The organism is Streptomyces sp. NPDC101152 (genome assembly GCF_044768275.1).
In the GTDB taxonomy this organism is placed as follows: domain Bacteria; phylum Actinomycetota; class Actinomycetes; order Streptomycetales; family Streptomycetaceae; genus Streptomyces.
On the sequence record NZ_JBIWPO010000001.1, the window covers coordinates 148,244 to 172,064 of the forward strand.

Annotated in this window: 17 protein-coding genes; 12 read left to right on the forward strand and 5 right to left on the reverse strand. The window is 69.5% G+C overall.

The window, feature by feature from the left end; translation table 11 throughout:
• Positions 1-150 precede the first annotated feature (150 nt).
• A complete protein-coding gene (locus ACIRVK_RS00755) occupies positions 151-2,808 on the forward strand; it encodes a SpoIIE family protein phosphatase (protein WP_404242510.1) in 2,658 nt (885 codons plus the stop codon).
• Positions 2,809-2,818: 10 nt separating this feature from the next.
• Here the strand turns inward: ACIRVK_RS00755 and ACIRVK_RS00760 are convergent, their stop codons facing one another.
• Positions 2,819-4,105: a hypothetical protein gene (locus tag ACIRVK_RS00760; RefSeq protein WP_404243122.1), complete on the reverse strand. Its 1,287-nt coding sequence runs from the start codon at positions 4,103-4,105 to the stop codon at positions 2,819-2,821.
• 75 nt (positions 4,106-4,180) lie between these two features.
• Here ACIRVK_RS00760 and ACIRVK_RS00765 point away from each other — a divergent pair, with 75 nt between their 5' ends.
• Positions 4,181-4,327 carry a hypothetical protein gene (locus ACIRVK_RS00765; RefSeq protein ID WP_404242512.1) on the forward strand — a complete coding sequence of 49 codons (147 nt, stop codon included), beginning with the start codon at positions 4,181-4,183 and terminating at the stop codon, positions 4,325-4,327.
• Positions 4,328-4,333: 6 nt separating this feature from the next.
• On the opposite strand, the gene ACIRVK_RS00770 is transcribed toward ACIRVK_RS00765, so the two are convergent.
• The 4 genes from ACIRVK_RS00770 to ACIRVK_RS00785 are packed head-to-tail and all read right to left on the reverse strand — an operon-like array spanning position 4,334 to position 8,212.
• Positions 4,334-5,104 (reverse strand): succinate dehydrogenase/fumarate reductase iron-sulfur subunit, encoded by a 771-nt coding sequence (locus tag ACIRVK_RS00770; protein WP_404242514.1) that lies wholly within the window; start codon positions 5,102-5,104, stop codon positions 4,334-4,336.
• Complete coding sequence (locus ACIRVK_RS00775) at positions 5,101-7,044, reverse strand: fumarate reductase/succinate dehydrogenase flavoprotein subunit (RefSeq protein ID WP_404242516.1); 1,944 nt, start codon at positions 7,042-7,044, stop codon at positions 5,101-5,103. The genes ACIRVK_RS00770 and ACIRVK_RS00775 overlap by 4 nt, the downstream gene beginning before the upstream one ends.
• Positions 7,045-7,067: 23 nt before the next feature.
• Positions 7,068-7,889: a hypothetical protein gene (locus ACIRVK_RS00780; RefSeq protein WP_404242518.1), complete on the reverse strand. Its 822-nt coding sequence runs from the start codon at positions 7,887-7,889 to the stop codon at positions 7,068-7,070.
• Between the two features lie 29 nt (positions 7,890-7,918).
• The gene (locus ACIRVK_RS00785; RefSeq protein WP_404242520.1) at positions 7,919-8,212 is read right to left on the reverse strand and encodes a hypothetical protein; all 294 of its coding nucleotides are present in this window, start codon (positions 8,210-8,212) and stop codon (positions 7,919-7,921) included.
• A gap of 430 nt (positions 8,213-8,642) precedes the next feature.
• Here ACIRVK_RS00785 and ACIRVK_RS00790 point away from each other — a divergent pair, with 430 nt between their 5' ends.
• From ACIRVK_RS00790 to ACIRVK_RS00835, 10 genes are all read left to right on the forward strand, one after another.
• Positions 8,643-10,763 (forward strand): ABC transporter family substrate-binding protein, encoded by a 2,121-nt coding sequence (locus tag ACIRVK_RS00790; protein ID WP_404242522.1) that lies wholly within the window; start codon positions 8,643-8,645, stop codon positions 10,761-10,763.
• A gap of 126 nt (positions 10,764-10,889) precedes the next feature.
• A complete protein-coding gene (gene typA, locus ACIRVK_RS00795; protein WP_404242524.1) occupies positions 10,890-12,797 on the forward strand; it encodes a translational GTPase TypA in 1,908 nt (635 codons plus the stop codon).
• A gap of 653 nt (positions 12,798-13,450) precedes the next feature.
• The gene (locus tag ACIRVK_RS00800; protein ID WP_404242526.1) at positions 13,451-14,485 is read left to right on the forward strand and encodes an ABC transporter permease; all 1,035 of its coding nucleotides are present in this window, start codon (positions 13,451-13,453) and stop codon (positions 14,483-14,485) included.
• Positions 14,486-14,573: 88 nt separating this feature from the next.
• Positions 14,574-16,388 carry an ABC transporter substrate-binding protein gene (locus ACIRVK_RS00805; protein WP_404242528.1) on the forward strand — a complete coding sequence of 605 codons (1,815 nt, stop codon included), beginning with the start codon at positions 14,574-14,576 and terminating at the stop codon, positions 16,386-16,388.
• A 94-nt stretch (positions 16,389-16,482) separates the two neighbouring features.
• Positions 16,483-17,463 (forward strand): ABC transporter permease, encoded by a 981-nt coding sequence (locus ACIRVK_RS00810; protein ID WP_404242529.1) that lies wholly within the window; start codon positions 16,483-16,485, stop codon positions 17,461-17,463.
• 22 nt (positions 17,464-17,485) lie between these two features.
• Positions 17,486-18,547: an ABC transporter ATP-binding protein gene (locus ACIRVK_RS00815; RefSeq protein WP_404242531.1), complete on the forward strand. Its 1,062-nt coding sequence runs from the start codon at positions 17,486-17,488 to the stop codon at positions 18,545-18,547.
• An 11-nt stretch (positions 18,548-18,558) separates the two neighbouring features.
• Positions 18,559-19,686, forward strand: coding sequence for an ABC transporter ATP-binding protein (locus ACIRVK_RS00820; protein ID WP_404242533.1), 1,128 nt, complete (start codon positions 18,559-18,561; stop codon positions 19,684-19,686).
• A gap of 247 nt (positions 19,687-19,933) precedes the next feature.
• Positions 19,934-21,562 (forward strand): ABC transporter substrate-binding protein, encoded by a 1,629-nt coding sequence (locus tag ACIRVK_RS00825; protein WP_404242535.1) that lies wholly within the window; start codon positions 19,934-19,936, stop codon positions 21,560-21,562.
• A gap of 6 nt (positions 21,563-21,568) precedes the next feature.
• Complete coding sequence (locus ACIRVK_RS00830; RefSeq protein ID WP_404242537.1) at positions 21,569-22,492, forward strand: ABC transporter permease; 924 nt, start codon at positions 21,569-21,571, stop codon at positions 22,490-22,492.
• Complete coding sequence (locus tag ACIRVK_RS00835; RefSeq protein ID WP_404242539.1) at positions 22,485-23,465, forward strand: ABC transporter permease; 981 nt, start codon at positions 22,485-22,487, stop codon at positions 23,463-23,465. Before ACIRVK_RS00830 ends, ACIRVK_RS00835 begins: the two co-directional genes overlap by 8 nt.
• The last annotated feature ends 356 nt before the right edge of the window (positions 23,466-23,821 follow it).

Sequence of the window (23,821 nt, forward strand, 5' to 3'; positions counted from 1 at the left end):
TGGAAGTGTTCTCACGGCCGGGACCGAAAACCACCGGGACCGTGCTGTGATCGTGAACACCGTGTTGTGCGGCGCCGTAGTGCTGGATACTGCGGGCAGCCGCCCCCGGTGACCGGTACCGGACGCGGTGAGCTGGAGGGGACGGTTCGCGTGAGCGAGATACCAGCGAAGGCCACGGAGTCCGAGGACCCGTCGGACGGCGCGAGGACGGAGGCCGCGGCGGCTGCCGCGGCGGACGGCCCGGGCCGGGCGACGGGTGGCGCGGGGCTGTCCTCCTTCGACGGGACACCGCCCGGTGACGCCATGTGGCAGAGCAGCCCGCCCGGCTCCATCTACGACTACATCAAGGTCGCCTCCTTCTCCATCGGTCCCGACGGCCTGGTGGACCAGTGGAGTCTGCGCGCCGAGCAGCTCTTCGGCATCGGCGCCGAGCGGGCCGTCGGCATGGATCCCATCGAGGCGTTCATCGACCCCGACCTGCGCGCGCAGGGCCAGCGGAAGATGGCCGAGATCCTCGACGGGCGGGAGTGGACCGGCGTCGTGCCGTTCCGGGTGCCCGAGACCGCCGAGGACGACGCCGGACGGCAGGGACTCGCCGAGGTGTACGTCATGCCGACGCAGACCGAGGACGCCCGCAGGGGCGCCGTCTGCATCGTCGTCGACGTGCGCACGCTGCGCAGCATCGAGACCGACCTGGCCGCCTCGCAGTCGATTTTCGGTCAATCTCCGTTCGGCTTCCTGCTGATCGACCCCGATCTGCGGGTCCGGCGCGCCAACCAGCGGTTCGCCTCCCTGTTCGGCGGCACACCCGACGACCACCGCGGCAAGGGCGTCCACGACTATCTGCCCCGCTCCGAGGCCGAGCGGGTCGCCGCGACCCTGCGCCGGGTCCTGGAGACCGGCGACTCCATCACGGACATGCACGTCACGGGCTTCCTGCCGGGCTCCGACGAGCGCCGGCACTGGTCCATCAACCTCTACCGGGTACACAGCGGTTCCGGCCGCCCCATCGGCATCGCCTGGCTCGGAACCGACATCACCGCCCGCCGCGCCGCGGCCCGGGAAGCGGCCGCCGCACGGCGCAATCTCGCCCTCCTGAACGAGGCGGGCGCCCGTATCGGCAACTCCCTCGACCTGGAGACCACGGCCCGCGAACTCCTCGACGTGGTCGTGCCCGGCTTCTGCGACCTCGCCACGGTCGACCTCTACCAGGGCCTGCTGGCCGGCGACGAGACCCCGCCCGGGCTCGCCGACGGCAGCGCGGCGCTGCGCCGGGTCGCCTTCGCCAGCGCGGTCTCCGACGCCCCGTTCGTCGGCGGGGGCGCGCCCGTCGAACTGGGCGCCGTCCACCACTACCCCTTCAACTCGCCCTGCGCCGACGCCCTGCGCACCGCCCGCACCCAGCTGGTGCCCGCCGAGGACGGCAGCGTCGTGCAGTCCACGCTGGCCGTGCCGATGGTCGCCCACGACACGGTCGTGGGAATGGCCCAGTTCGCCCGGACGAAGGGCAGCGAGCCGTTCGGGGACCGGGACCGGGATCTGGCGGTCGAGCTCGCGGCGCGGGCCGCCGTCTGTATCGACAACGCCCGCCTGTACCGGCGTGAGCACGAGCGGGCGCTGATGCTGCAACGCTCGCTGCTCCCGCCGGGCGACCCGGTCGCCTCCGGCCTCGACATCGCCTGCCGCTATCTGCCGGGCAACTCCTCCGCCGACCGGCCGAGCGAGGTCGGCGGCGACTGGTTCGACGTGATCGAACTGCCGGGGCACCGCACGGCGTTGGTCGTCGGCGACGTCATGGGCCGCGGGCTGCGGGCGGCCGTGGCGATGGGCGAACTCCGTTCCGCGGTGCGGACGCTGGCGCTGCTCGACCTCGAACCGGCCGAGGTGCTCTCCGCGTTGGACGAGATCGCCCGTGGTCTGGGCGCCCCGGGCGGCGTCCAGCAGGCCACGCGGGCCGCGCGCCGGCCCCGCGAGGCGGACCTGTCCGAGGTGTACCTCGCGACCTGCGTGTACGCCGTCTACGACTCCGTCACCCGCCGCTGCACCTTCGCCAACGCGGGCCACCTTCCGCCGGTCCTGGTCGAACCGGGCGAGGACGCGCTGATGCTGGACGTGCCGCCGGGCATGCCGCTGGGCGTCGGCGGGGAGCCCTTCGAGGAGGTGGAGGTCGAACTGCCCGAGGGCGCGCTGCTCGCGCTCTACACGGATGGACTGGTCGAGTCCCGCGACCATCCGCTGGACGAGGGACTGCAGGCCTTCGTCGGTGCGCTCACCGACCCCAGCCGGCCGCTGGAGGACGTCTGCGACCACGTCCTGAACACGCTCGACACCCACCACGGCGAGGACGACATCGCGCTGCTGATGGCCCGGGTGCAGGGGCTGCCGACGGACTCCGTCGGCGACTGGACGCTGCCGCGGGAGCCGCGGAGTGTGGGCCGGGCCCGGGAGTACGCCCGGGGGCAGTTGCTGTCGTGGGACCTGGAGCCCCTGGTCGACACGACGGAACTGCTGGTCAGCGAGCTGGTCACGAACGCGCTGCGGTACGGCGAGGGCGAGATCAGACTCCGCCTGCTGCTGGACCGCACCCTGGTGTGCGAGGTCTGGGACTCCGGTCTGGTCCAGCCGCGTCGGCGCCGGGCCCGTGACACGGACGAGGGCGGCCGCGGTCTGCAACTGGTCGGGCTGCTCAGCGCGGCGTGGGGCTCTCGCCGCACGCCGCGCGGCAAGACCGTGTGGTTCGAACTCCCGCTGCCGGACGGCGAGACGGGGCTGACCGATCCGGCGGAGGCGTTGCTGAGCCTGTTCTGAGGGCGCGGCACTAGGAGCCGTCGCCGTGGACGTCCCGCCCGGCCAGCTCCCACGCCTCGTGGGCCAGGGGACCGGCCGTCCACGGCTCCGTCAGCAGCAGGCGCCGCGCTTCCGCGAGCCGGATGCGCGCGGCGCTGCCCACGGTCTCCCGGTGCGTGGTGACGAAGGTGTCCGCCCCGGACACGGTGCTGTCCGCCACCAGCCGGGCGGCGGCCGACAGCACGCCCTGGCGGCCCACCCCCACGCGCGCGGTCGCCCCCACCACGCGACGGAGGGCGTCCAACGGGTCGTACGGCCCGGCTGTCAGCTCCTGTCGTACGGCGGCCAGGACGCGGTCGGCGTCGGCGCGCCCCGTCACCCCCGAGAGTTCCGCCTCCGCGCCGGTCAGGGCGGCCGGGAGCAGGGACTCGGCCGACGCCAGGTCGGCGGCGAGGCGGTCCACGGCGCCGAGGAGAGCGGTGGCCCGGGCTATGGACGTCTCGGCGGCGCGCAGATGACGCACCGCGCTCTCCTCCTCCGCCAGGTCGGTGGACTGCCGGGCTTGGTTGAGGTCGCCGGTGGCGAGCACCAACTGGTCCTTGGCCTGCTCGACGTACCCGGCGACCGAGCCGGTCGCCGTCGGCCCGTACCGCTCCCCGAGCTCGGCCACGGTCGCCTCCGCGCCTCCCGCCCGGGCCGCCAGTTCCCGGAAGCGGTGCTCGGCGGCCTCCAGCGCCTCCCGTCCGGCGCCCGCCCCGAACCCCTCCAGCCGCCGCTTCGCCTCCTCGCACCGGCCGACGATCCCCGCGAGCGCGTGCCGGCGCGACGGCTCGTCCTCCGGTATCCCGTCCTCGTACTGCTGCCGTATCCGGAAGGCGGCCGCCAGCTCGGCCTCGGCCTCCTCCAGTGACCGGGCGTGGCTCGCCTCCCGGGTGAACCCGAGTTCCTCGCGGCGAGCGCGCACCCGGTCGTCGGCCTCGATCAGCAGGGCCCGTGCCCGCTCGTCCAGCACGGCGAGCGGCGACGCCGGCACGGGTGCGGGGACGGCGGTGCTCGCCGGTGTCGTCGGCGTCCGGGCCCGGCGGCTCCGTCGCGCATAGCCGTACCCGGAGAGGAGGAGCACGGCGACCACGGCGACCAGAGGCAGCACCAGGTCGGCGGTGGACGTCTCGTCCCGAACGGAGGCGGTGTCCGGCACGACCATCCCCGGCAGCAGCAGCCACACCACCCCGGCCAGCGCCCCCACCAGGGTGTGCGTCACCCGCGCGCGCAGCTGAACGGCGCCCCGCCGCGGCCGGCCCCGGATCAAGGATGGCATCACATTTCGGAGCGTATGGGTGCTGACGGGGTGACGCGAGCGGGGTGCGCCGACGGGACGGAAGGGCCGAGCGAGATGGCATTGCTCGGCAAGGGCGGCGCGGCTCTGGGTGACTGGGCGCTCTCCCGCGAGCAGGGAGCCCGGACCACGGTTCGCACCTCGGACCCCGACGAGCTGGAAAAGCTCCTGGTCGGGTCCGCGGTCAAGGTCGAAGAGGTGTAGCCCCTTCTACGACGGACGCCTCCTGATCTTCGAGCCCAGCCACACCAGTGGGTCGTACTTGCGGTCGACGGCTCGTTCCTTCAGGGGGATCAGGGCGTTGTCGGTGATCTTGATGCCCTCGGGGCAGACCTCCGTGCAGCACTTGGTGATGTTGCAGTAGCCGAGGCCGTGTTCGTCCTGGGCGGTCTTCTTGCGGTCCAGGCCGGTGCCGGCGGCCGCGTCCAGGGGGTGCATGTCCAGTTCGGCGACGCGCATCAGGAAGCGCGGGCCGGCGAACGCCGTCTTGTTCTCCTCGTGGTCGCGCACCACATGGCAGGTGTCCTGGCACAGGAAGCACTCGATGCACTTGCGGAACTCCTGCGAGCGGTCCACGTCCTCCTGCATCATGCGGTACTCGCCGGGACCGAGGCCGGCGGGCGGCACGAAGGCCGGGACCTCGCGTGCCTTCTGGTAGTTGAAGCCCACGTCCGTGACGAGGTCACGGACCACCGGGAAGGCCCGCAGCGGGGTGACGGTGATCGTCTCCTCGCGGGTGAAGACCGACATGCGCGTCATGCACATCAGGCGCGGTCGCCCGTTGATCTCCGCGGAACACGAACCGCACTTGCCCGCCTTGCAGTTCCAGCGGACGGCGAGGTCGGGGGCCTGGGTGGCCTGCAGGCGGTGGATGATGTCGAGCACCACCTCGCCGTCGTTGACCTCGACCTGGAAGTCCTCCAGACCGCCGCCCTTGACGTCGCCCCGCCACACCTTGAAGCGGGCCTCGTAGCTGCTCACTCGTACAGCTCCTCTTCGGCGAGGTACTTGACCAGCTCTTCCTTGTCGAAGAGGGCGAGCAGGTCGGCGCGGATGGGTTCGGTTCTCTCGCGGGTGAGGGCGATCTGACCGCGGACCGGGTCCGTCGCCGCCAGTCCACCCGTGGGGTCGGTGAGCGCGCACAGCAGGTTGACGTTGCGCCACTTGCGGTCCATCGCCCCGAAGTCCTCCCGGGTGTGGCCGCCGCGCGACTCGGTGCGCTCCAGCGCCGCCCGGGCCACGCACTCGCTGACCAGCAGCATGTTGCGCAGGTCGAGGGCGAGGTGCCAGCCGGGATTGAACTGCCGGTGCCCCTCGACGCCGGCCCGCCGGGCCCGTACCCGCAGATCCGCCAGCTTCTCGAGGGCCTGTTCCATCTCGCCCTCGCGGCGGATGATGCCGACCAGGTCGTTCATGGTCTGCTGGAGTTCCTGGTGCAGGGTGTACGGGTTCTCCGGCGGGCGTCCGTCGTCCTCGCCGGGGGCCGGGCCCTCCGCGGAGAAGGGCCGCAGGGCCTCGGCGGCGGCCGCGTCGACCTGGGTGTCGTCCACCGCCGGGCGGCCCTGCGCGAGCCCCGTGGCGTACTCGGCCGCGTGCCAGCCCGCCCGGCGTCCGAAGACCAGCAGGTCGGAGAGGGAGTTCCCGCCGAGGCGGTTGGAGCCGTGCATGCCGCCCGCGACCTCGCCGGCCGCGAACAGGCCCGGCACCCCGCGCGCCGCCGCAGTGTCGGAGTCGACGGCGATGCCGCCCATCACGTAGTGGCAGGTCGGCCCGACCTCCATCGCCTCCGCCGTGATGTCCACGTCCGCCAGTTCCTTGAACTGGTGGTACATGGAGGGCAGCCGGCGCCGGATGACCTCGGCCGGCATCCGCGTCGACACGTCCAGGAACACGCCGCCGTGCGGGGAGCCGCGGCCCGCCTTGACCTCGGAGTTGATCGCGCGGGCGACCTCGTCGCGGGGGAGCAGCTCGGGGGGACGCCGGTTGTTGTCCGGGTCCTCGTACCAGCGGTCGCCCTCCTCCTCCGACTCGGCGTACTTCTCCTTGAAGACGTCGGGGACGTAGTCGAACATGAACCGCTTGCCCTCGGAGTTCCTGAGCACCCCGCCGTCACCGCGGACCGACTCGGTGACGAGGATGCCCTTCACCGACGGCGGCCAGACCATGCCCGTCGGGTGGAACTGCACGAACTCCATGTTGAGCAGGGGCGCCCCGGCGAGCAGCGCCAGCGCGTGCCCGTCGCCCGTGTACTCCCACGAGTTCGAGGTGACCTTGAAGGACTTGCCGATGCCACCGGTGGCGATGACCACGGCGGGCGCCTCCAGGACGAAGAAACGGCCGGTCTCCCGCTCGTAGGCGAAGACCCCGGACACCCGGCTGCCGTCCTTGAGGATCCGGGTGACCGTGCACTCCTGGAAGACCTTCAGGCGGGACTCGTAGTCGCCCGTCTCGCGGTGGTCCTCCTGCTGCAGGGAGACGATCTTCTGCTGGAGGGTGCGGATGAGTTCGAGGCCCGTGCGGTCGCCGACGTGCGCCAGGCGCGGGTACTCGTGGCCGCCGAAGTTGCGCTGGGAGATCTTCCCTTCCTTCGTGCGGTCGAAGAGGGCGCCCCAGGTCTCCAGCTCCCAGACCCGGTCCGGGGCCTCCTGGGCGTGCAGCTCGGCCATCCGCCACTGGTTGAGGAACTTTCCGCCGCGCATGGTGTCGCGGAAGTGGACCTGCCAGTTGTCGTGCGCGTTGACGTTGGCCATGGCCGCCGCGATGCCGCCCTCGGCCATCACGGTGTGCGCCTTGCCGAACAGCGACTTGCAGATGACTGCCGTACGGGCGCCACGCTCGCGCGCCTCGATGGCGGCCCGGAGGCCCGCGCCCCCGGCGCCGACCACGACGACGTCCCACTCCTGGCGGTCGACCACGGACATCAGTTAGGCCCCACTCATCTCAGTCAGAAGAAGCGCGGATCGTCGAAGACACCGGACGCGACCAGGTAGACGTAGAAGTCGGCGAGCGCCACGCTCACCAACGACGCCCAGGCCAGCAGCATGTGCCGGGCGTTGAGCTTCCCGACGAACTGCCATGCCTTGTATCGCACGGGGTGTTGGGAGAAGTGCTTGAGCTTGCCGCCGACGATGTGCCGGCAGGAGTGGCAGGAGATCGTGTAGGCCCAGATCAGCACGATGTTGACCAGGAAGACGAGGGTGCCGAGGCCCATGTGACCCCAGTTCTCGTGCGTGTCGCGGAAGGCCAGCACCGTGTCGTAGGTCAGCGTGCCCGCGACCAGGATCGCCGCGTAGAAGAAGTACCGGTGGATGTTCTGCAGGATCAGCGGGAAGCGGGTCTCACCGGTGTACTTCTTGTGCGGCTCGGCCACCGCGCAGGCCGGCGGGGACGCCCAGAAGCCCCGGTAGTAGGCCTTGCGGTAGTAGTAGCAGGTCAGGCGGAAGCCGAGCGGGAAGATCAGGATGATGATCGCCGGGGAGATGCCCCACCAGCTGCCGAAGAGGTCGGCGTTGGGGCCGGACGGCATGGTCTTGCAGTTCTGCGCCAGACACGGCGAGTAGAACGGGGAGACGTACGGCGCCGCGTAGTAGTCCGCGTTCGCGAAGGCCCGCCAGGTCGAGTACACGACGAAGGCCAGCAGGCCGGCCGCGGTGGCGGCGGGGGCCAGCCACCAGCGGTCGGTCCGCAGATGCGGGGCGTCGATCGCGGCGCGCGTCCCTGCTCTGACGCCGCCGCTGTTCAGATGGGGTTCCGTACCAGTGGCCAAGGGGTGACTCCGGTCGGTGTCGAAGGCGCTCAGCGGTGTTCGGGGCCGTGGTGCGCGCCGAGTCCCTCGTCGTCGCAGTCCGTCCACTGAGAGTCGTCGTACGGCTTGTCGGGGATGGTGACGAGTTCTGGTTTGCGGGGCGCGGCCTTGAGCGAGGCGGCCGCGCGCAGGAGCTGGACGCTCTCCCGCAGGTGGTCGGCGTCGGCGCGGACGCGCCGCATGTCGAGCCCACCACTGCCGAGCTGCTGTTCCAGGCGGCCCACCGACCGGGACAGGTCGTCGAGGCAGCGCTGGACTGACGTCAGGTCGTCTTGCACGGACATGACGTGACCTCACTTCCATCGGCCGTCAGGCCTCGGGTGGCAACGTTCATGCGCCTGCGAGTGTTGCGCGTCACACCTGCCGCTGGGAAGGGATGTGCAGCGATTGGCGGATTGCACACCTCCCGTGCACGCCCGCAGGCGCTATTTGTGCGCCGGGGGCGCACGCCGCGATCGCGGCCGGCTACGACTCCTCGTCTGTCAGTCTGGCTCCGGCCGGACCGCGCGGCAACCGAGGCGGCCCCGCCCTCAGCCCGCCCGGCGCGTTGCGCCGCACGGGTGGGCTTCCGCGCTCCCGCCGACGTGTCGCGCCGGGCGGGCACGCCCTCTCCCCTTCAGTGGGGCCGTCCATCTGATCAACTCCATATACCGCCAAACGTGATCAGACCCTGACCCATGTCACCGGCGGAAGCGGCTCCCGGAGGTAGCAGAGATGTCCCACGACGGCGTCAACCTGCGCGCGGTCATGCGTTCGGTCGCCTTCCTCACCGCGGGTGTGCTCGCGGTGCCCCTGATCGCGGGGTGCGGGTCCGACGACCCGGCGGGCAAGCCGCTCGCCCAGTTGGACATCGCTCCGGCGGGGCGTGCCGCGATCGCCGACGGGGGCACCCTCCGGTGGGCCGTGGACGACGTGCCCGAGACGCTGAACACCTTCCAGTCGGACGCCGACGCGACCACCACCCGCATCGCGCAGGCCGTCCTGCCGGCCATGTACCGGCTGGACGCCGCGGGGCGGCCGGTGCGCGACGCCGACTACCTGGAGTCCGCCAAGGTGGTCACCACCGAGCCGAAGCAGGTCGTGGTCTACCGGCTGAGCCAGCAGGCCGTCTGGAGCGACGGCCGGGAGATCGGCGCCGCCGACTTCGCCGCCCAGTGGCGCGCCCTGTCCGGCAAGGACGGCTCCTACTGGACCGCCCGCAACGCCGGCTACGACCGGATCGAGAAGGTGGAGCGCGGCGCCAACGACCTCGAGGTCAAGGTCACCTTCGCCCGGCCCTACGCCGACTGGAAGTCGCTGTTCTCCCCGCTGTACCCGAAGGACGTCATGGGCACGCCGGACGCCTTCAACGACGGCGCCCGCCGCACGCTCAAGACCACCGCCGGGCCCTTCACCGTCCGGCAGGTCGACAAGAAGGACGACCAGGTCACCCTCGTCCGCAACGCCCGCTGGTGGGGCCGCCCCGCCAAGCTGTCCGAGATCGACCTGACGGCCGTACCGCGCGACAAGCGCGCCGCCGCGCTGGCCGCCGGGAAGATCGACCTGGCCGAGATCGACCCCCAGGACGCCCAGCACATCGACGTGGCCGCCCGCGCCAAGAGCACCGGCACCCCGCTGATGGGCCCCGGCGGCGGGCGCACCGCGGCCAGGAAGCCGAGCACCCGGTACCAGAAGCAGCAGGACGCCCTGCGTGGCTTCGAGGTCCGCAAGTCGCTGGAACCCGCCTACACCCAGCTCGCCCTCAACGGCTCCTCGGGCCCCCTCGCCGACGAACGCGTGCGCCGTGCCGTGGCCCGCGCCCTGGACCGGGCGGCCCTCGCCCGCTCCGTCCTCGGGCCGCTCGGTCTGCCCGCCGTACCGCTCGGCAGCCACCTCGCGCTGTCCGGGCAGGCCGCCTACGCCGACAACAGCGGCGCGCTCGGCGGTCAGGACACCGGACAGGCGCAGGCGCTGCTCTCGGACGCCGGGTGGGTGCCGGGCGGACCGCTCAAGGAGCAGAAGAAGGACGGCAGCAAGGCCGCCGGGGCCAAGGGCCGGGGGACCGGCGCCTCCGACGGCGGCGGTGACGGGACGCACATCGTCGGCCAGGACGACAAGGTCGACGACAAGTCCGACGGCAAGGGCGACCAGAAGCACGGCGGCGAGGACGGCGCCAAGCACCTCGCCGGCGGCAAGCAGTACGGCGACGCGCAGCTCAAGCAGGGCGGTGCGGCGGGGGCGTACGCGCCGAAGGGCACGGCGGCCCCGGCCCGGGCCTCGTCCGGGGTGCTCGCCAAGGACGGCAAGCCGCTGGAGCTCCGTTTCGTGATCCCCTCCGGTCCCGGTTCGGAGACTTTGCGCACACTCGCGGACCGGATCAGCGCGATGCTGGCGAAGGTCGGCATCCGTACGGACATCACCAAGGTGCCCGACGACAGCTACTTCAAGGACCACGTCGCGTCCGGGGAGTACGACCTCGCGCTGTACTCCTGGCCCGCCTCCGCGTTCCCCGCCACCGACGCGCGGCCCATCTACGCCAAGCCGGTGCCGGCCGCTGACGGCTCGCTGAACGTCGAGCAGAACTACACGCGGGTCGGCACCGACCAGGTGGACCAGCTCTTCGACCAGGCCGCATCCACGCTGGACGACGGCCGGCGGCACGAGCTGCTGCGCAAGGCGGACTCGCGGATCTGGGCGGCGGCCGGCTCCATTCCGCTCTACCAGCGGCCTCAGTTGGTGGCCGCGCGGAAGACCGTGGTGAACGCCGGTGCGTTCGGCTTCCGGACGCCCGTCTTCGAGGACATGGGCTTCCTGAAGAAGGGCGCGAAGGCCTCCGCCAGTCCGTCGGCGAACTGAGCCCGGCGAGCCCCTGCCCGGGACGGCACGTACCATGGGGTGAGGCCGTGGCGTGTCCAGCCCGGCAGGGTCCGCGTAACACAGATGTACGCGTCGGCCTTCCTCACACTCCAGGAGTACGCCTTCATGGCCACGCGCCACGACATCCGCAACGTCGCCATCGTCGCCCACGTCGACCACGGCAAGACGACCCTCGTCGACGCCATGCTGAAGCAGGCCGGTGCCTTCGCAGCGCACGCCGCCGAGTCGCTCGACGACCGCATGATGGACTCGAACGACCTGGAGCGTGAGAAGGGCATCACGATCCTGGCCAAGAACACGGCCGTGAAGTACCACCCGAAGGATGGCGGCGACGTCATCACCATCAACATCATCGACACTCCGGGCCACGCCGACTTCGGTGGCGAGGTCGAGCGCGGTCTGTCGATGGTGGACGCGGTGGTCCTGCTGGTGGACGCCTCCGAGGGCCCGCTGCCGCAGACCCGGTTCGTGCTGCGCAAGGCACTCCAGCAGCGCCTGCCGGTCATCCTCTGCATCAACAAGACCGACCGCCCGGACTCACGGATCGACGAGGTCGTCAACGAGACCTACGACCTCTTCCTGGACCTGGACGCGGACGAGGAGCAGATCGAGTTCCCCATCGTCTACGCGTGCGCGCGTGACGGCGTGGCCTCGCTGACCAAGCCCGCGGACGGCACCGTCCCGCAGGACAGCAACAGCCTGGAGCCCTTCTTCTCCACGATCCTGTCGCACGTCCCGGCCCCCCAGTACGACGAGGAGGGGCCGCTCCAGGCGCACGTCACCAACCTGGACGCCGACAACTTCCTTGGCCGTATCGCGCTGCTCCGCGTCGAGCAGGGCGAGCTGCGCAAGGGCCAGACCGTCACCTGGATCAAGCGTGACGGCACGATGTCCAACGTCCGCATCACAGAGCTGCTGATGACCGAGGCGCTCACCCGCAAGCCCGCCGAGAAGGCCGGCCCGGGTGACATCTGTGCCGTCGCCGGTATCTCGGACATCATGATCGGCGAGACCCTGGCCGACCCGGAGAACCCGATCCCGCTGCCGCTGATCACGGTCGACGAGCCGGCGATCTCGATGACCATCGGTACGAACACCTCGCCGCTGGTCGGCCGCGGCGGCACCGGCAAGGGCGCCGACAACAAGGCCGCGGTCAAGGACCGCAAGGTGACCGCCCGTCAGGTCAAGGACCGTCTCGACCGCGAGCTGATCGGTAACGTCTCCCTGCGCGTGCTCGACACCGAGCGTCCGGACGCCTGGGAGGTCCAGGGCCGCGGTGAGCTGGCGCTCGCCATCCTGGTCGAGCAGATGCGCCGCGAGGGCTTCGAGCTGACCATCGGCAAGCCGCAGGTCGTCACCAAGGACGTCGACGGCAAGGTCTACGAGCCGGTCGAGCGCATGACGATCGACGTGCCCGAGGAGCACATGGGCGCCGTCACGCAGCTCATGGGCGTCCGCAAGGGCCGGATGGACAACATGTCCAACCACGGCTCGGGTTGGGTCCGCATGGAGTTCGTGGTGCCCTCCCGTGGCCTGATCGGCTTCCGGACGGAGTTCCTGACGCAGACCCGGGGCACGGGCATCGGACACTCCATCCACGAGGGCCACGAGCCCTGGTTCGGCCAGCTCCAGACTCGCAACAACGGTTCGCTGGTCGCCGACCGCGCCGGCGCCGTCACGGCGTTCGCGATGACGAACCTTCAGGAGCGCGGCGTGCTCTTCGTGGACCCGGGCACCGAGGTGTACGAGGGCATGATCGTCGGCGAGAACTCGCGCTCCGACGACATGGACGTCAACATCACCAAGGAGAAGAAGCTCACGAACATGCGGTCGTCCTCGGCCGACACGTTCGAGGCGATCGTCCCGCCGCGCAAGCTCTCGCTGGAGCAGTCGCTGGAGTTCTGCCGGGACGACGAGTGCGTGGAGGTCACCCCGGAGGCCGTTCGCATTCGCAAGGTGAACCTGGACGCCCGCGAGCGCGCCCGCGCCGCGAGCCGCGCCAAGCACGGCTGACAGCCGGCCGGCGGCGAACCACCCGGGCCCGGGCGTCCCCATCTTCGGGACGCCCGGGCCTTTCGCAACTCATTTTTCCGTGGCCGGTGTCCGAAATACGGAACCACCAGACCGATAGCCATGTAACACGTCCGTTTCGTGGCCATCTTGTCCCGAACGGTTTGTCCAGTTTTTGGAAGATGCACGCGTCAGCTGTGACCGAATTGAGATTTGAAGACTGTGGTCGGCCCCTGGCTCATGGCAGATAGTTAGCCGCGTAGCGCTCGGGCCAACGGGTCTCGCGCCGTGGGGACGGCGCCGACTCTCGAGCACCAGGGGGTGTCTGAGTCTCTGTCAGGGGTGACGGGGAACGGACATGTGCCCCCTTCTGTCGGTGAACACGTGGAGTCATGAGGAGGAGCCCCATGTGCGGTGTCACGAACACCAGGTGGGTCACGCCGTCCGTCGCGGGCAACTGCCCTCCCGGGTGTGGCGGTTCACTCTGAGGATTTTGCAAGCCGTTTAGCGCTGGCTTACGCCTACGCGCGTCCGGCTGCGGGTTTCCCGCCATCCTCGGGTGGCTCCCGACACTTCTTCATGATCCGGTCCGCGATCGCGCGACACCCGCGCGGCTCGCCGGCGCGGCACACCCACACCTGTGAAATGGACCAACTGTGACCAGTCCTATCGACGTTGACGGCGGCGGTACGTCGGTCGTCGTCGACGGCGCCCCCCAGCCTCCGAAGGAGGCCGAGGCGGCCAAGCTCGAGGGCCGCTCGCCCGGCCAGCTGATGTGGATCCGCTTCAAGCGCGACCGCACCGGCGTCCTCTCGGCGTTCGTCGTGCTCTTCTTCTTCGTCATCGCGGCCGCCGCGCCGCTGATCGCGAAGGTGTACGGCAAGAACCCGTACACGATCTACGCCGACACCCGCCCGGAGCTGTTCGACAGCCAGGGTGTGCCGGTGCAGCCCAACGGCGGCATCAGCGGCGAGTTCTGGTTCGGGCTCGAACCCGGCAACGGCTACGACGTGTTCACCAAGCTGATCTACGGGATCCGCACCTCGCTGATGATCTCCCTCGCGGTGACGGTCGCCACGGTGGTGACGGGCATCCTGCTGGGCATCGCGGCCGGCTACCTCGGCGGCAAGGCCGACTACTGGATCGGCCGGGTCATCGACTTCCTGCTGGCCTTCCCCTCCCAGCTGTTCTTCATCGCCAGCATGCCGGTGGTGGTGTCCCTCTTCGTCAGCCCGCGCAACGAGACACCGACCTACGTGCGCGTGGTCGCGCTCATCCTGGTCCAGTGGTTCCTCGGCTGGATGAGCCTCGCCCGCATCCTGCGCGGCACCACGCTCGCCCTGCGCGAGAGGGAGTTCATCGAGGCGGCGAAGGTCAGCGGGGCCTCTTCCTGGCGCATCATCCGCCGGGAGATCCTGCCGAACGTGGTCACACCGATCCTGGTGCAGGCGACGTACATGCTGCCGAGCTTCGTGACCATCGAGGCGGGACTCTCCTACCTCGGTGTCGGCATCGTCGAACCGACCCCCGACTGGGGCCAGATGTTCGCCAAGGCCTCGAGCGAACTGGTCCTGCAGAACGACATCACCTACATGATCTTCCCCGGCGTCTCGATGGTCATCTTCGTCGTCGCGTTCAACCTGCTCGGGGACTCGGTCAGGGACGCCTTCGATCCCAGGGCGGCGCGCTGACCGTCAGTTCGAGGGCGTCCCTGCCCCGGATACCGCACAGCCATTCGTATATGCACCGGCGACACACAGATGGGTGGAAACTTCAGTGATGAGTAGGGGCGGACGCCACACTTACGCCGCTTTGTCCGTAGTTGCGGCGGGAGCACTCGTGCTCACCGGTTGCAGCAAGGGCGGCAGCAGCTCCGGCGACAACTCGAGCAAGGACCAGCAGAACGCCAAGCGGCAGCAGGCGTCCATCAAGTTCGGCAACGCCGCGGACTCGCAGGGTCCGGCCGCCGCCGTACCGGGCGCCAAGAGCGGCGGCACCATGGAGGTGCTGCAGCGCGACTCCTACGCCCACCTCGACCCGGGGCAGATCTACGTCTCCGACGAGGGCTCGCTGGCGACCCTGATCCACAGAGGACTCACCGGCTACAAGTCCACCAGCAACGACGGCAGCAAGCACGAGGTCGTCGGCGACCTGGCCACCGACTCCGGTACCACCACGGACGGCGGCAAGACCTGGAAGTACACCCTCAAGGACGGCATCAAGTTCGAGGACGGGACGCCGATCACGTCGGCCGACTTCCGGCAGACCTTCGAGCGCCTGTTCGCGCCGTTCATCAACCAGGGCCCGGCCTACATCCAGCAGTGGATGGCCAACACCTCGAGCGCCTCCGACTACCGCAAGCTGCTGCCGGACGGTCCGTACAAGGGCAAGCACCTGCCCGACAGCGTCCTCGAGACGCCCGACGCGAAGACCATCATCTTCCACTTCCAGAAGCCCCGCCCCGACCTGCCGTACGCCCTCGCCATGGCGGGCTACGCGGTGGTGTCCAAGAAGGGCGACACCCAGCAGAAGTACGACAAGGCCCCGATCGCGAGCGGCCCGTACAAGATCCAGTCGTTCAAGTCCGGCAAGTCGATGGTGCTGGTCAAGAACACCAACTGGGACCCGAAGACGGACCCGATCCGCAACCAGTACGTGGACCAGTTCAACTTCACCTTCAACGTCCAGTACGAGAACTCCACCAAGGCGCTCCTCGCGGACACCGGTGCCGACCAGACCGGCGTCAGCTTCAACAACTCGGTGGACGCGGGCAACATCAACGCGGTCCTCGGCGGCAACGCGGCCATCAAGGCCCGTACGGTCGCGGGCTACCAGCCGTTCGTCGGCCAGATCAACATCAACATGTCCCACGCGCCGCTGCAGGACAAGACGGTTCGTCAGGCCATCGCCTACGCCCTGCCGATCACGCCGATCATCCGCGCCTTCGGCGGTGCCTCGGCCGCCGAGGTCGCCGGCGGCTTCATCAGCCCGACCGTCAGCGGCTACGACGCCAGCTTCGACCCGTGGGGCAAGAAGAAGAACCCCGGTGGTGACGCGGCCAAGGCCAAGGCGCTGCTGAAGAAGGCCGGCAAGCTCGGCCTGAAGCTGACCTACGGCTACCAGAACACGCCCGAGGGCCAGCAGTACTCCACGGCCATCGCCGCGGCCCTGAAGAACGCCGGCTTCAACGTGCAGCGCCAGGACATCCCGGCCGAGACGTACTACGACCAGGTCGGCAAGGTCAACAACAACTACGACATCTACGCCTCCGCCTGGGGCGCCGACTGGCCGTCCGCCTCGACCGTGATCCCGCCGGTGTTCGACGGCCGCACGATCGCCGACGGTGCGCCGAACTACTCGCACGTCAACGACCCGAAGGTGAACGCGGACATCGACGCCGCGAACAAGATCTCCGACCCGGTCAAGTCGGCCGCCGCGTGGGAGAAGATCGACCAGTACCTGGCCAAGGACGTCATCAACGCCGTCCCGACCATCTACTACAAGCAGGTCCAGATCTCCGGCTCCAAGGTCGGCGGCCTGGTCTACGACGACGTCCTCGGCGGAATCGACCCGCGTCGTCTCTTCCTCAAGTAACCCCCCTGTCCGACCGGTACCCGGTGCGCCCGCCTCGCGCGGTGGCCGCACCGGGTACCGCCCGGCCCGCTGACGTCAGAGAGCTGCCCCTGTCATGCTGCGCTTCCTCGTCCGCCGGACCCTCGGTGCCGTTGTCATCCTCTTCCTGTTGAGCATCGTGACGTTCTTGCTGTTCTTCGGGATGCCTCGTGATCCGGCGCTGCTGATGTGCGGCAAGACCTGCAACCCGACCAGTCTCGCGAACATCCACCATGTGCTCGGCCTGGACAAGTCGATCCCCGAGCAGTACGGGATCTTCCTGAAGAACCTTGTCCTCGGCAGCAACCAGTTCGCGCAGGGCCCCTGCCCGGCCCCCTGCTTCGGGTACTCGTACCACACCAACGACCCGGTCTGGTCGACGATGATGGACCGCCTGCCCACCACCGTCTCGCTCACCCTGGGTTCAGCGGTGATCTTCCTGTTCGTGGGTCTGGGCACCGGCATGCTCTCCGCCTGGCGGCGGGGGACACTGCTCGACAAGTCGGTCACCGCGGGGTCGATGGTGGTCGGTTCGCTGCAGATCTACTTCATCGGCCCGCTGCTGCTCTCGCTCCTCGTCTACCAGTCCCACCTGTTCGACAAGCCCGCCTACAACAACTTCACCGCGGACCCGGTCGCCTGGTTCACCGGGCTGATCATCCCGTGGGTGGTGCTGTCCACGATCTTCGCCTCGCAGTACACCCGTATGGCGCGCTCGGCGATGATCGAGCAGCTCCAGGAGGAGCACGTGCGCACCGCCCGCGCCAAGGGCATGTCGCGCCGGTACGTCTTCTTCCGCTACGCCTGGCGCGGCTCGCTCATCCCCATCGTCACCATCTTCGGCATCGACCTCGGCTCGCTGCTGGGCGGCGCCATCATCACGGAGTTCACCTTCGGACTGCCCGGCCTCGGCATGCTCGCGGTGCAGTCCGTGCAGTTCAGCGACCTGCCCCTGCTGCTCGGCGTGATGCTGTTCTCCGCCGCCATGATCCTGCTGTTCAACATCATCGTCGACGCCTGCTACGCCTTCATCGACCCGCGCGTGCGGCTGTCCTAGGCCGGGTAAGAGGAGCACTCTCGTGACCACTATGACCAAGGAAGCCGGCGCCCCCGTGCCGGCCGACGCGGGCACCTTCCTCTCCGTGCGGGACCTGCACGTCAGCTTCAAGACCGAGGACGGCGTCGTGAAGGCCGTCGACGGCCTCTCCTTCGACCTGGAGCGGGGCCGGACGCTCGGCATCGTCGGTGAGTCGGGCTCCGGCAAGTCCGTCACCAACCTGACGATCCTCGGCCTGCACAACCCGATGTTCACCACCGTCGAGGGCGAGATCCTGCTGGAGGGCAAGGAGCTCACCACCGCACGGGAGTCGGAGCTGGAGAAGCTGCGCGGCAACAAGGCCGCCATGATCTTCCAGGACCCGCTCACCGCGCTCTCCCCGTACTACACGGTGGGCCGGCAGATCGCCGAACCGTTCAGGAAGCACACCGGTGCCTCCAAGAAGGCGGCCTGGGACCGGGCCGTCGAGATGCTCGGCAAGGTCGGCATCCCGAACCCCAAGGAGCGGGCTAAGGACTACCCGCACCAGTTCTCCGGCGGTATGCGCCAGCGCGCCATGATCGCCATGGCCCTGGTCTGCGACCCCGACCTGCTGATCGCCGACGAGCCGACGACGGCCCTGGACGTGACCGTCCAGGCCCAGATCCTCGACCTGCTGAAGGACCTCCAGCAGGAGTTCGGCTCCGCGATCATCTTCATCACCCACGACCTGGGCGTCATCGCCGACATGGCCGACGACATCATGGTGATGTACGCGGGCGGCGCGATCGAGCGCGGCACGGTGAACGAGGTGATGCGCGCGCCGCAACACCCCTACACCTGGGGCCTGTTGAACTCCATGCCGCGCCTCGACTCCGACCTCGCGGCGCCGCTCGCGCCGATCCCCGGCGCGCCGCCCTCGCTGCTCACGCCGCCTTCCGGCTGCCGCTTCCACCCGCGCTGCACCTTCCAGGACCGGGTCGGCGGCAACCGCTGCGTCACCGAGCGCCCGCTGCTCGCCCCGGACCGCGCCTCGGCGTGCCACCTCACGGCGGAACAGAAGCGCACCATCTTCGTCGAAGAGATCAAGCCCCGTCTGGGCTAGGAGGACACGTCATGACAGAGGACCTCGTCCTTCCCGCCCCCCGCGACGCGGGCACCGGCCCGAGCGGGGAGCCCCTGCTCGAAGTCACGGGCCTGACCAAGCACTTCCCGATCAAGGGCGGCTTCCCGATCCGCCGTACGGTCGGTGCCGTGCAGGCAGTCGACGGCATCGACCTCACCGTGCACGTCGGTGAGAGCTTCGGCCTGGTGGGGGAGTCGGGCTGCGGCAAGTCGACCACCGGCCGGCTGATCACGCGGCTCATGGAGCCCACCAGCGGCAAGATCTCCTACCGCGGCCAGGACATCACCCATGCCTCGCGCAAGGAGCTGGCGCCGATCCGCTCCGAGATCCAGATGATCTTCCAGGACCCGTACTCGTCGCTGAACCCGCGGCAGACGGTCGGCAAGATCATCTCCGGTCCGATGGAGATCAACGGCATCGAGCCGGAGGGCGGCCGCGAGAAGCGCGTGCGCGAGCTGCTCGAGATCGTCGGCCTGAACCCCGAGCACTACAACCGCTTCCCGCACGAGTTCTCCGGCGGTCAGCGCCAGCGCATCGGCGTGGCGCGGGCGTTGGCGCTCGAACCGAAGCTGATCGTCGCCGACGAGCCCGTGTCGGCCCTGGACGTGTCGATCCAGGCCCAGGTGGTGAACCTGCTCCAGAAGGTGCAGGACGAACTCGGCATCGCGTTCCTGTTCATCGCCCACGACCTCGCCGTCGTACGGCACTTCTCGCAGCGCGTGGCGGTCATGTACCTCGGCAAGATCATCGAGGTCGGCGACCGCGAGTCCATCTACACCCGCCCCCGCCACCCCTACACCCACGCCCTGCTGTCCGCGGTCCCCGAGGTCAACCTCGATCCGGACCAGGACTCGGGCGGCGCCCGGGAGCGCATCAGGCTGGCCGGCGACGTCCCGTCCCCGATCTCACCGCCGTCCGGCTGCCGCTTCCGCACCCGCTGCTGGAAGGCGCAGGACAAGTGCGCCACGGAGGAGCCCCCGCTCGTCCAGCTCTCCGGCAACAACGCCGGCCACCTGACGGCCTGCCACTTCCCCGAGGACCCGACCATCGAGGGCCGCGAGGAGGACATCGTCCTGGACCCGGCCCTGGCGGCACTGGAGGAGGACGCCACGGACTAGCGCCGGCAGGCCCAGCCCGCCGAGCCCTGTTCTCGGTGCTGATCAGCCGGACCCCGGGTCCGGAGAAGGCCCGCGCCCGCGAAGGCGCGGGCCTTCGCGCGCTCGGAAGGCGTCGGGAGGCGAGGGAAGCGCGGGGTGAGGGCCATCCGGATGGTGGCACCACCCCAGAGGGCCGACAGCGTATGCGGGGTGACTCATTTGTGCCGATATTGTCCGGTAACGGTCGGCACTCCTGAGGAGGCACTCCATGCGTGGAGCCACGCACGCCAGGTGGGCCGCGGGCGCGGCGGCGGTCGCACTCGCGGCGACGGCCTGCGGGGGCGGTAGCGGCAGTGGGTCCGGTAACGGCAGCGGAGTGCTCAGCTCGTCCTGGGGCGACCCGCAGAACCCGCTGGAGCCGTCCAACACCAACGAGGTGCAGGGCGGCAAGGTCCTCGACCTGATCTTCCGCGGACTGAAGCGGTACGACCCGAAGACCGGCGCCGCCAAGGACATGCTCGCCGAGAAGATCGACACCAAGGACTCGCAGAACTTCACGATCACCGTCAAGGACGGGTGGAAGTTCAGCAACGGCGAGGCCGTCACCGCGAAGTCGTTCGTGGACGCCTGGAACTACGGGGCGAGCCTGAAGAACAACCAGAAGAACGCGTACTTCTTCGGGTACATCGACGGCTACGCCAAGGTGCACCCGGACACCGGCACTCAGACCGCCGACACGCTCTCCGGTCTCAAGGTCACCGGCCCGAGGACGTTCACCGTCAAGCTCAGCCAGAAGTTCTCGACCTTCCCCGACACCCTGGGCTACGCGGCCTTCGCCCCGCTGCCGCAGGCGTTCTTCACCGACCACGCCGGCTGGATCCAGAAGCCGGTGGGCAACGGCCCGTACATGATCCAGTCGTACACCAAGGGCTCGAAGATGTCCCTCAGGAAGTGGGACGCCTACCCCGGGACCGACGAGGCGCAGAACGACGGCGTCGACCTCAAGGTCTACACCGACAACAACACCGCCTACACGGACCTGATGGCCGGCAACCTCGACCTCGTCGACGACGTCCCGGCCGCCCAGCTCAAGAACGTCAAGAGCGACCTCCAGGGCCGCTACCTGAACACCCCGGCCGGCATCATCCAGACCCTCGCCTTCCCGTTCTACGACCCGGCCTGGAACAAGAGCGGCTCGGAGAAGGTCCGCAAGGGCCTGTCCATGGCGATCAACCGCAAGCAGATCACCGACACGATCTTCCAGAAGACCCGCACCCCGGCCACCGACTGGACCTCACCGGTGCTCGGCACGGCGGGCGGCTTCCAGGACGGGCTGTGCGGGGACGGCTGCACCTACAACCCCGGCCAGGCCAAGAAGCTGGTCCAGGAGGGCGGCGGCCTGCCCGGCGGCCAGGTCAAGATCACGTACAACGCCGACACGGGCTCGCACAAGGAGTGGGTGGACGCCGTGTGCAACTCCGTCAACAACGCCCTCGGCAACGACAAGGCCTGCGTCGGCAACCCCGTCGGCACCTTCGCCGACTTCCGCAACCAGATCGGGCAGCACAAGATGACGGGCCCCTTCAGGGCCGGCTGGCAGATGGACTACCCGCTCATCCAGAACTTCCTGCAGCCCCTCTACTACACCAACGCCTCCTCCAACGACGGCAAGTGGTCCAACAAGGACTTCGACCACTTCGTCGACCAGGCAAACCAGGAGACGAACACCAGCAAGGCGATCGGCCTGTTCCAGAGCGCCGAGAAGGTCGTACGGGACAACATGGCGGCCATCCCGCTCTGGTACCAGAACGGCAGCGCCGGGTGGTCGAACAGGCTCTCCAACGTCGCCCTCAACCCGTTCAGCGTCCCCGTCTACAACGAGATCAAGGTCGGCTGAACCGCCGTGGGACGGTACGTGGTCCGGCGTCTGCTCCAGATGATCCCGGTGTTCATCGGGGCCACGCTGCTGATCTTCCTGATGGTGAACGTGATGGGCGACCCCATCGCGGGCCTGTGCGGCGAGCGGCAGTGCGACCCGGCCACGGCCGCCCAGCTCAAGAAGGAGTTCGGGCTCGACAAGTCCGTCTGGCAGCAGTACGTGACCTACATGGGGAACGTCTTCACCGGCGACTTCGGTACGGCGTTCAACGGGCAGAAGGTCACCGAGCTGATGTCCACGGCGTTTCCCGTCACCATCCGGCTCACGATCGTGGCGATCCTCTTCGAGATCGTCATCGGCATCCCGCTGGGCGTCATCACGGGTCTGAAGCGGGGTCGCCCCGTCGACACCTCGGTCCTCCTGCTCTCCCTCGTCGTCATCTCCGTCCCCATCTTCGTCACCGGCCTGCTGCTGCAACTGCTGCTCGGCGTCGAGTGGGGCTGGATCAAACCGTCGGTGTCCGCGGACGCCACGTTCGGCGAGCTGATCGTGCCGGGCCTGGTCCTCGCGTCCGTCTCCCTCGCCTACGTCACCCGGCTGACCCGTACCTCCATCGCGGAGAACCGGCGCTCCGACTACGTCCGCACGGCCGTCGCCAAGGGCCTGTCCCGCCGGCGGGTGGTCATCCGCCATCTGCTGCGCAACTCCCTGATCCCCGTGGTCACCTTCATCGGCACGGACATCGGCGCGCTGATGGGCGGCGCGATCGTCACCGAGCGGATCTTCAACATCCACGGCGTCGGCTACCAGCTCTACCAGGGCATCCTCCGGCAGAACACCCAGACGGTCGTCGGCTTCGTGACCGTCCTCGTCCTCGTCTTCCTGGTGGCCAACCTGGTCGTCGACCTCCTGTACGCCGTACTCGACCCGAGGATCCGCTATGCCTGAGCAGCCGTACGAACCGGGGGGCGCCATCGCCGGCACCGGCATGGGCGGCGCGATGGACCTCGCGACGAGCGAGGCGACGACGCTGGAGCGCACGCCGGGCGGCCCGGAGGGCACGGGGCCGCAGCAGAAGCCGCGCAGCCTGTGGTCGGACGCCTGGCGCGACCTGCGCCGCAACCCCGTCTTCATCGTGTCGGCGATCGTCATCCTCTTCCTGGTCTTCATCTCCCTGTGGCCCTCGGCGATCACCTCCATGAGCCCCCTCAAGTGCGACCTCGCCAAGGCCCAGGAGGGCTCCCAGCCCGGCCATCCCTTCGGCTACGACGGCCAGGGCTGCGACGTCTACACGCGCACGGTCTACGGCACCCGTACGTCCGTCACGGTCGGCGTCTGCGCCACGCTCGGGGTCGCTGTGCTCGGCTCGGTCCTCGGCGGACTCGCCGGGTTCTTCGGCGGGTTCTGGGACTCGATCCTCTCCCGCATCACCGACATCTTCTTCGCGATCCCGGTCGTGCTGGGCGGACTGGTCCTGCTGTCGGTGGTCACCAGCAACACGGTCTGGCCGGTCGTCGGCTTCATCGTGCTGCTCGGCTGGCCGCAGATCGCCCGCATCGCCCGCGGCTCCGTCATCACCGCCAAAGAGAACGACTACGTCCAGGCCGCCCGCTCCCTCGGCGCCGCCAACTCCCGCATCCTGCTGCGGCACATCGCGCCCAACGCGGTGGCGCCCGTGATCGTGGTCGCCACGATCGCCCTGGGCACCTACATCGCCCTGGAGGCGACCCTGTCGTTCCTCGGCGTGGGCCTCAAACCCCCGAACGTCAGCTGGGGCATCGACATCTCCTCCGCCTCCGCCTACATCCGCAACGCCCCGCACATGCTCCTGTGGCCGGCCGGCGCCCTCGCCCTCACCGTCCTCGCCTTCATCATGCTCGGCGACGCGGTCCGCGACGCCCTCGACCCGAAACTGAGGTGACGCCACCGTGACGAGGAACGGCCGCAGCCGACGGCCGCGGACCGGTGCACGGCCGACGGCGCCCGTCGCCGCCCCGAGCGCCCTACGGGTTCACGGGGTCTGTGCCCCGGCATCGGTGGGCGGGACGCCGCGGTGTGAGGTGCCCTCGGTTCGATGCGCAGGCGTCGGTGTCGTGGCGCTGATCTCATGCGGTCGGTGGCCCCGGGCCGGGGTCCGGGCGGTGGTGACCGGTGTCGGCGTGGGCGCCCTGCGGGTGGGCCGTCGCCTGCGGGTTCGCGGGGTCTGCGGCCCTGTATCCGTCGGTGGCCCCGGGCCGGGGTCCGGGCGGTGGTGACCGGTGTCGGCGTGGGGGCCCT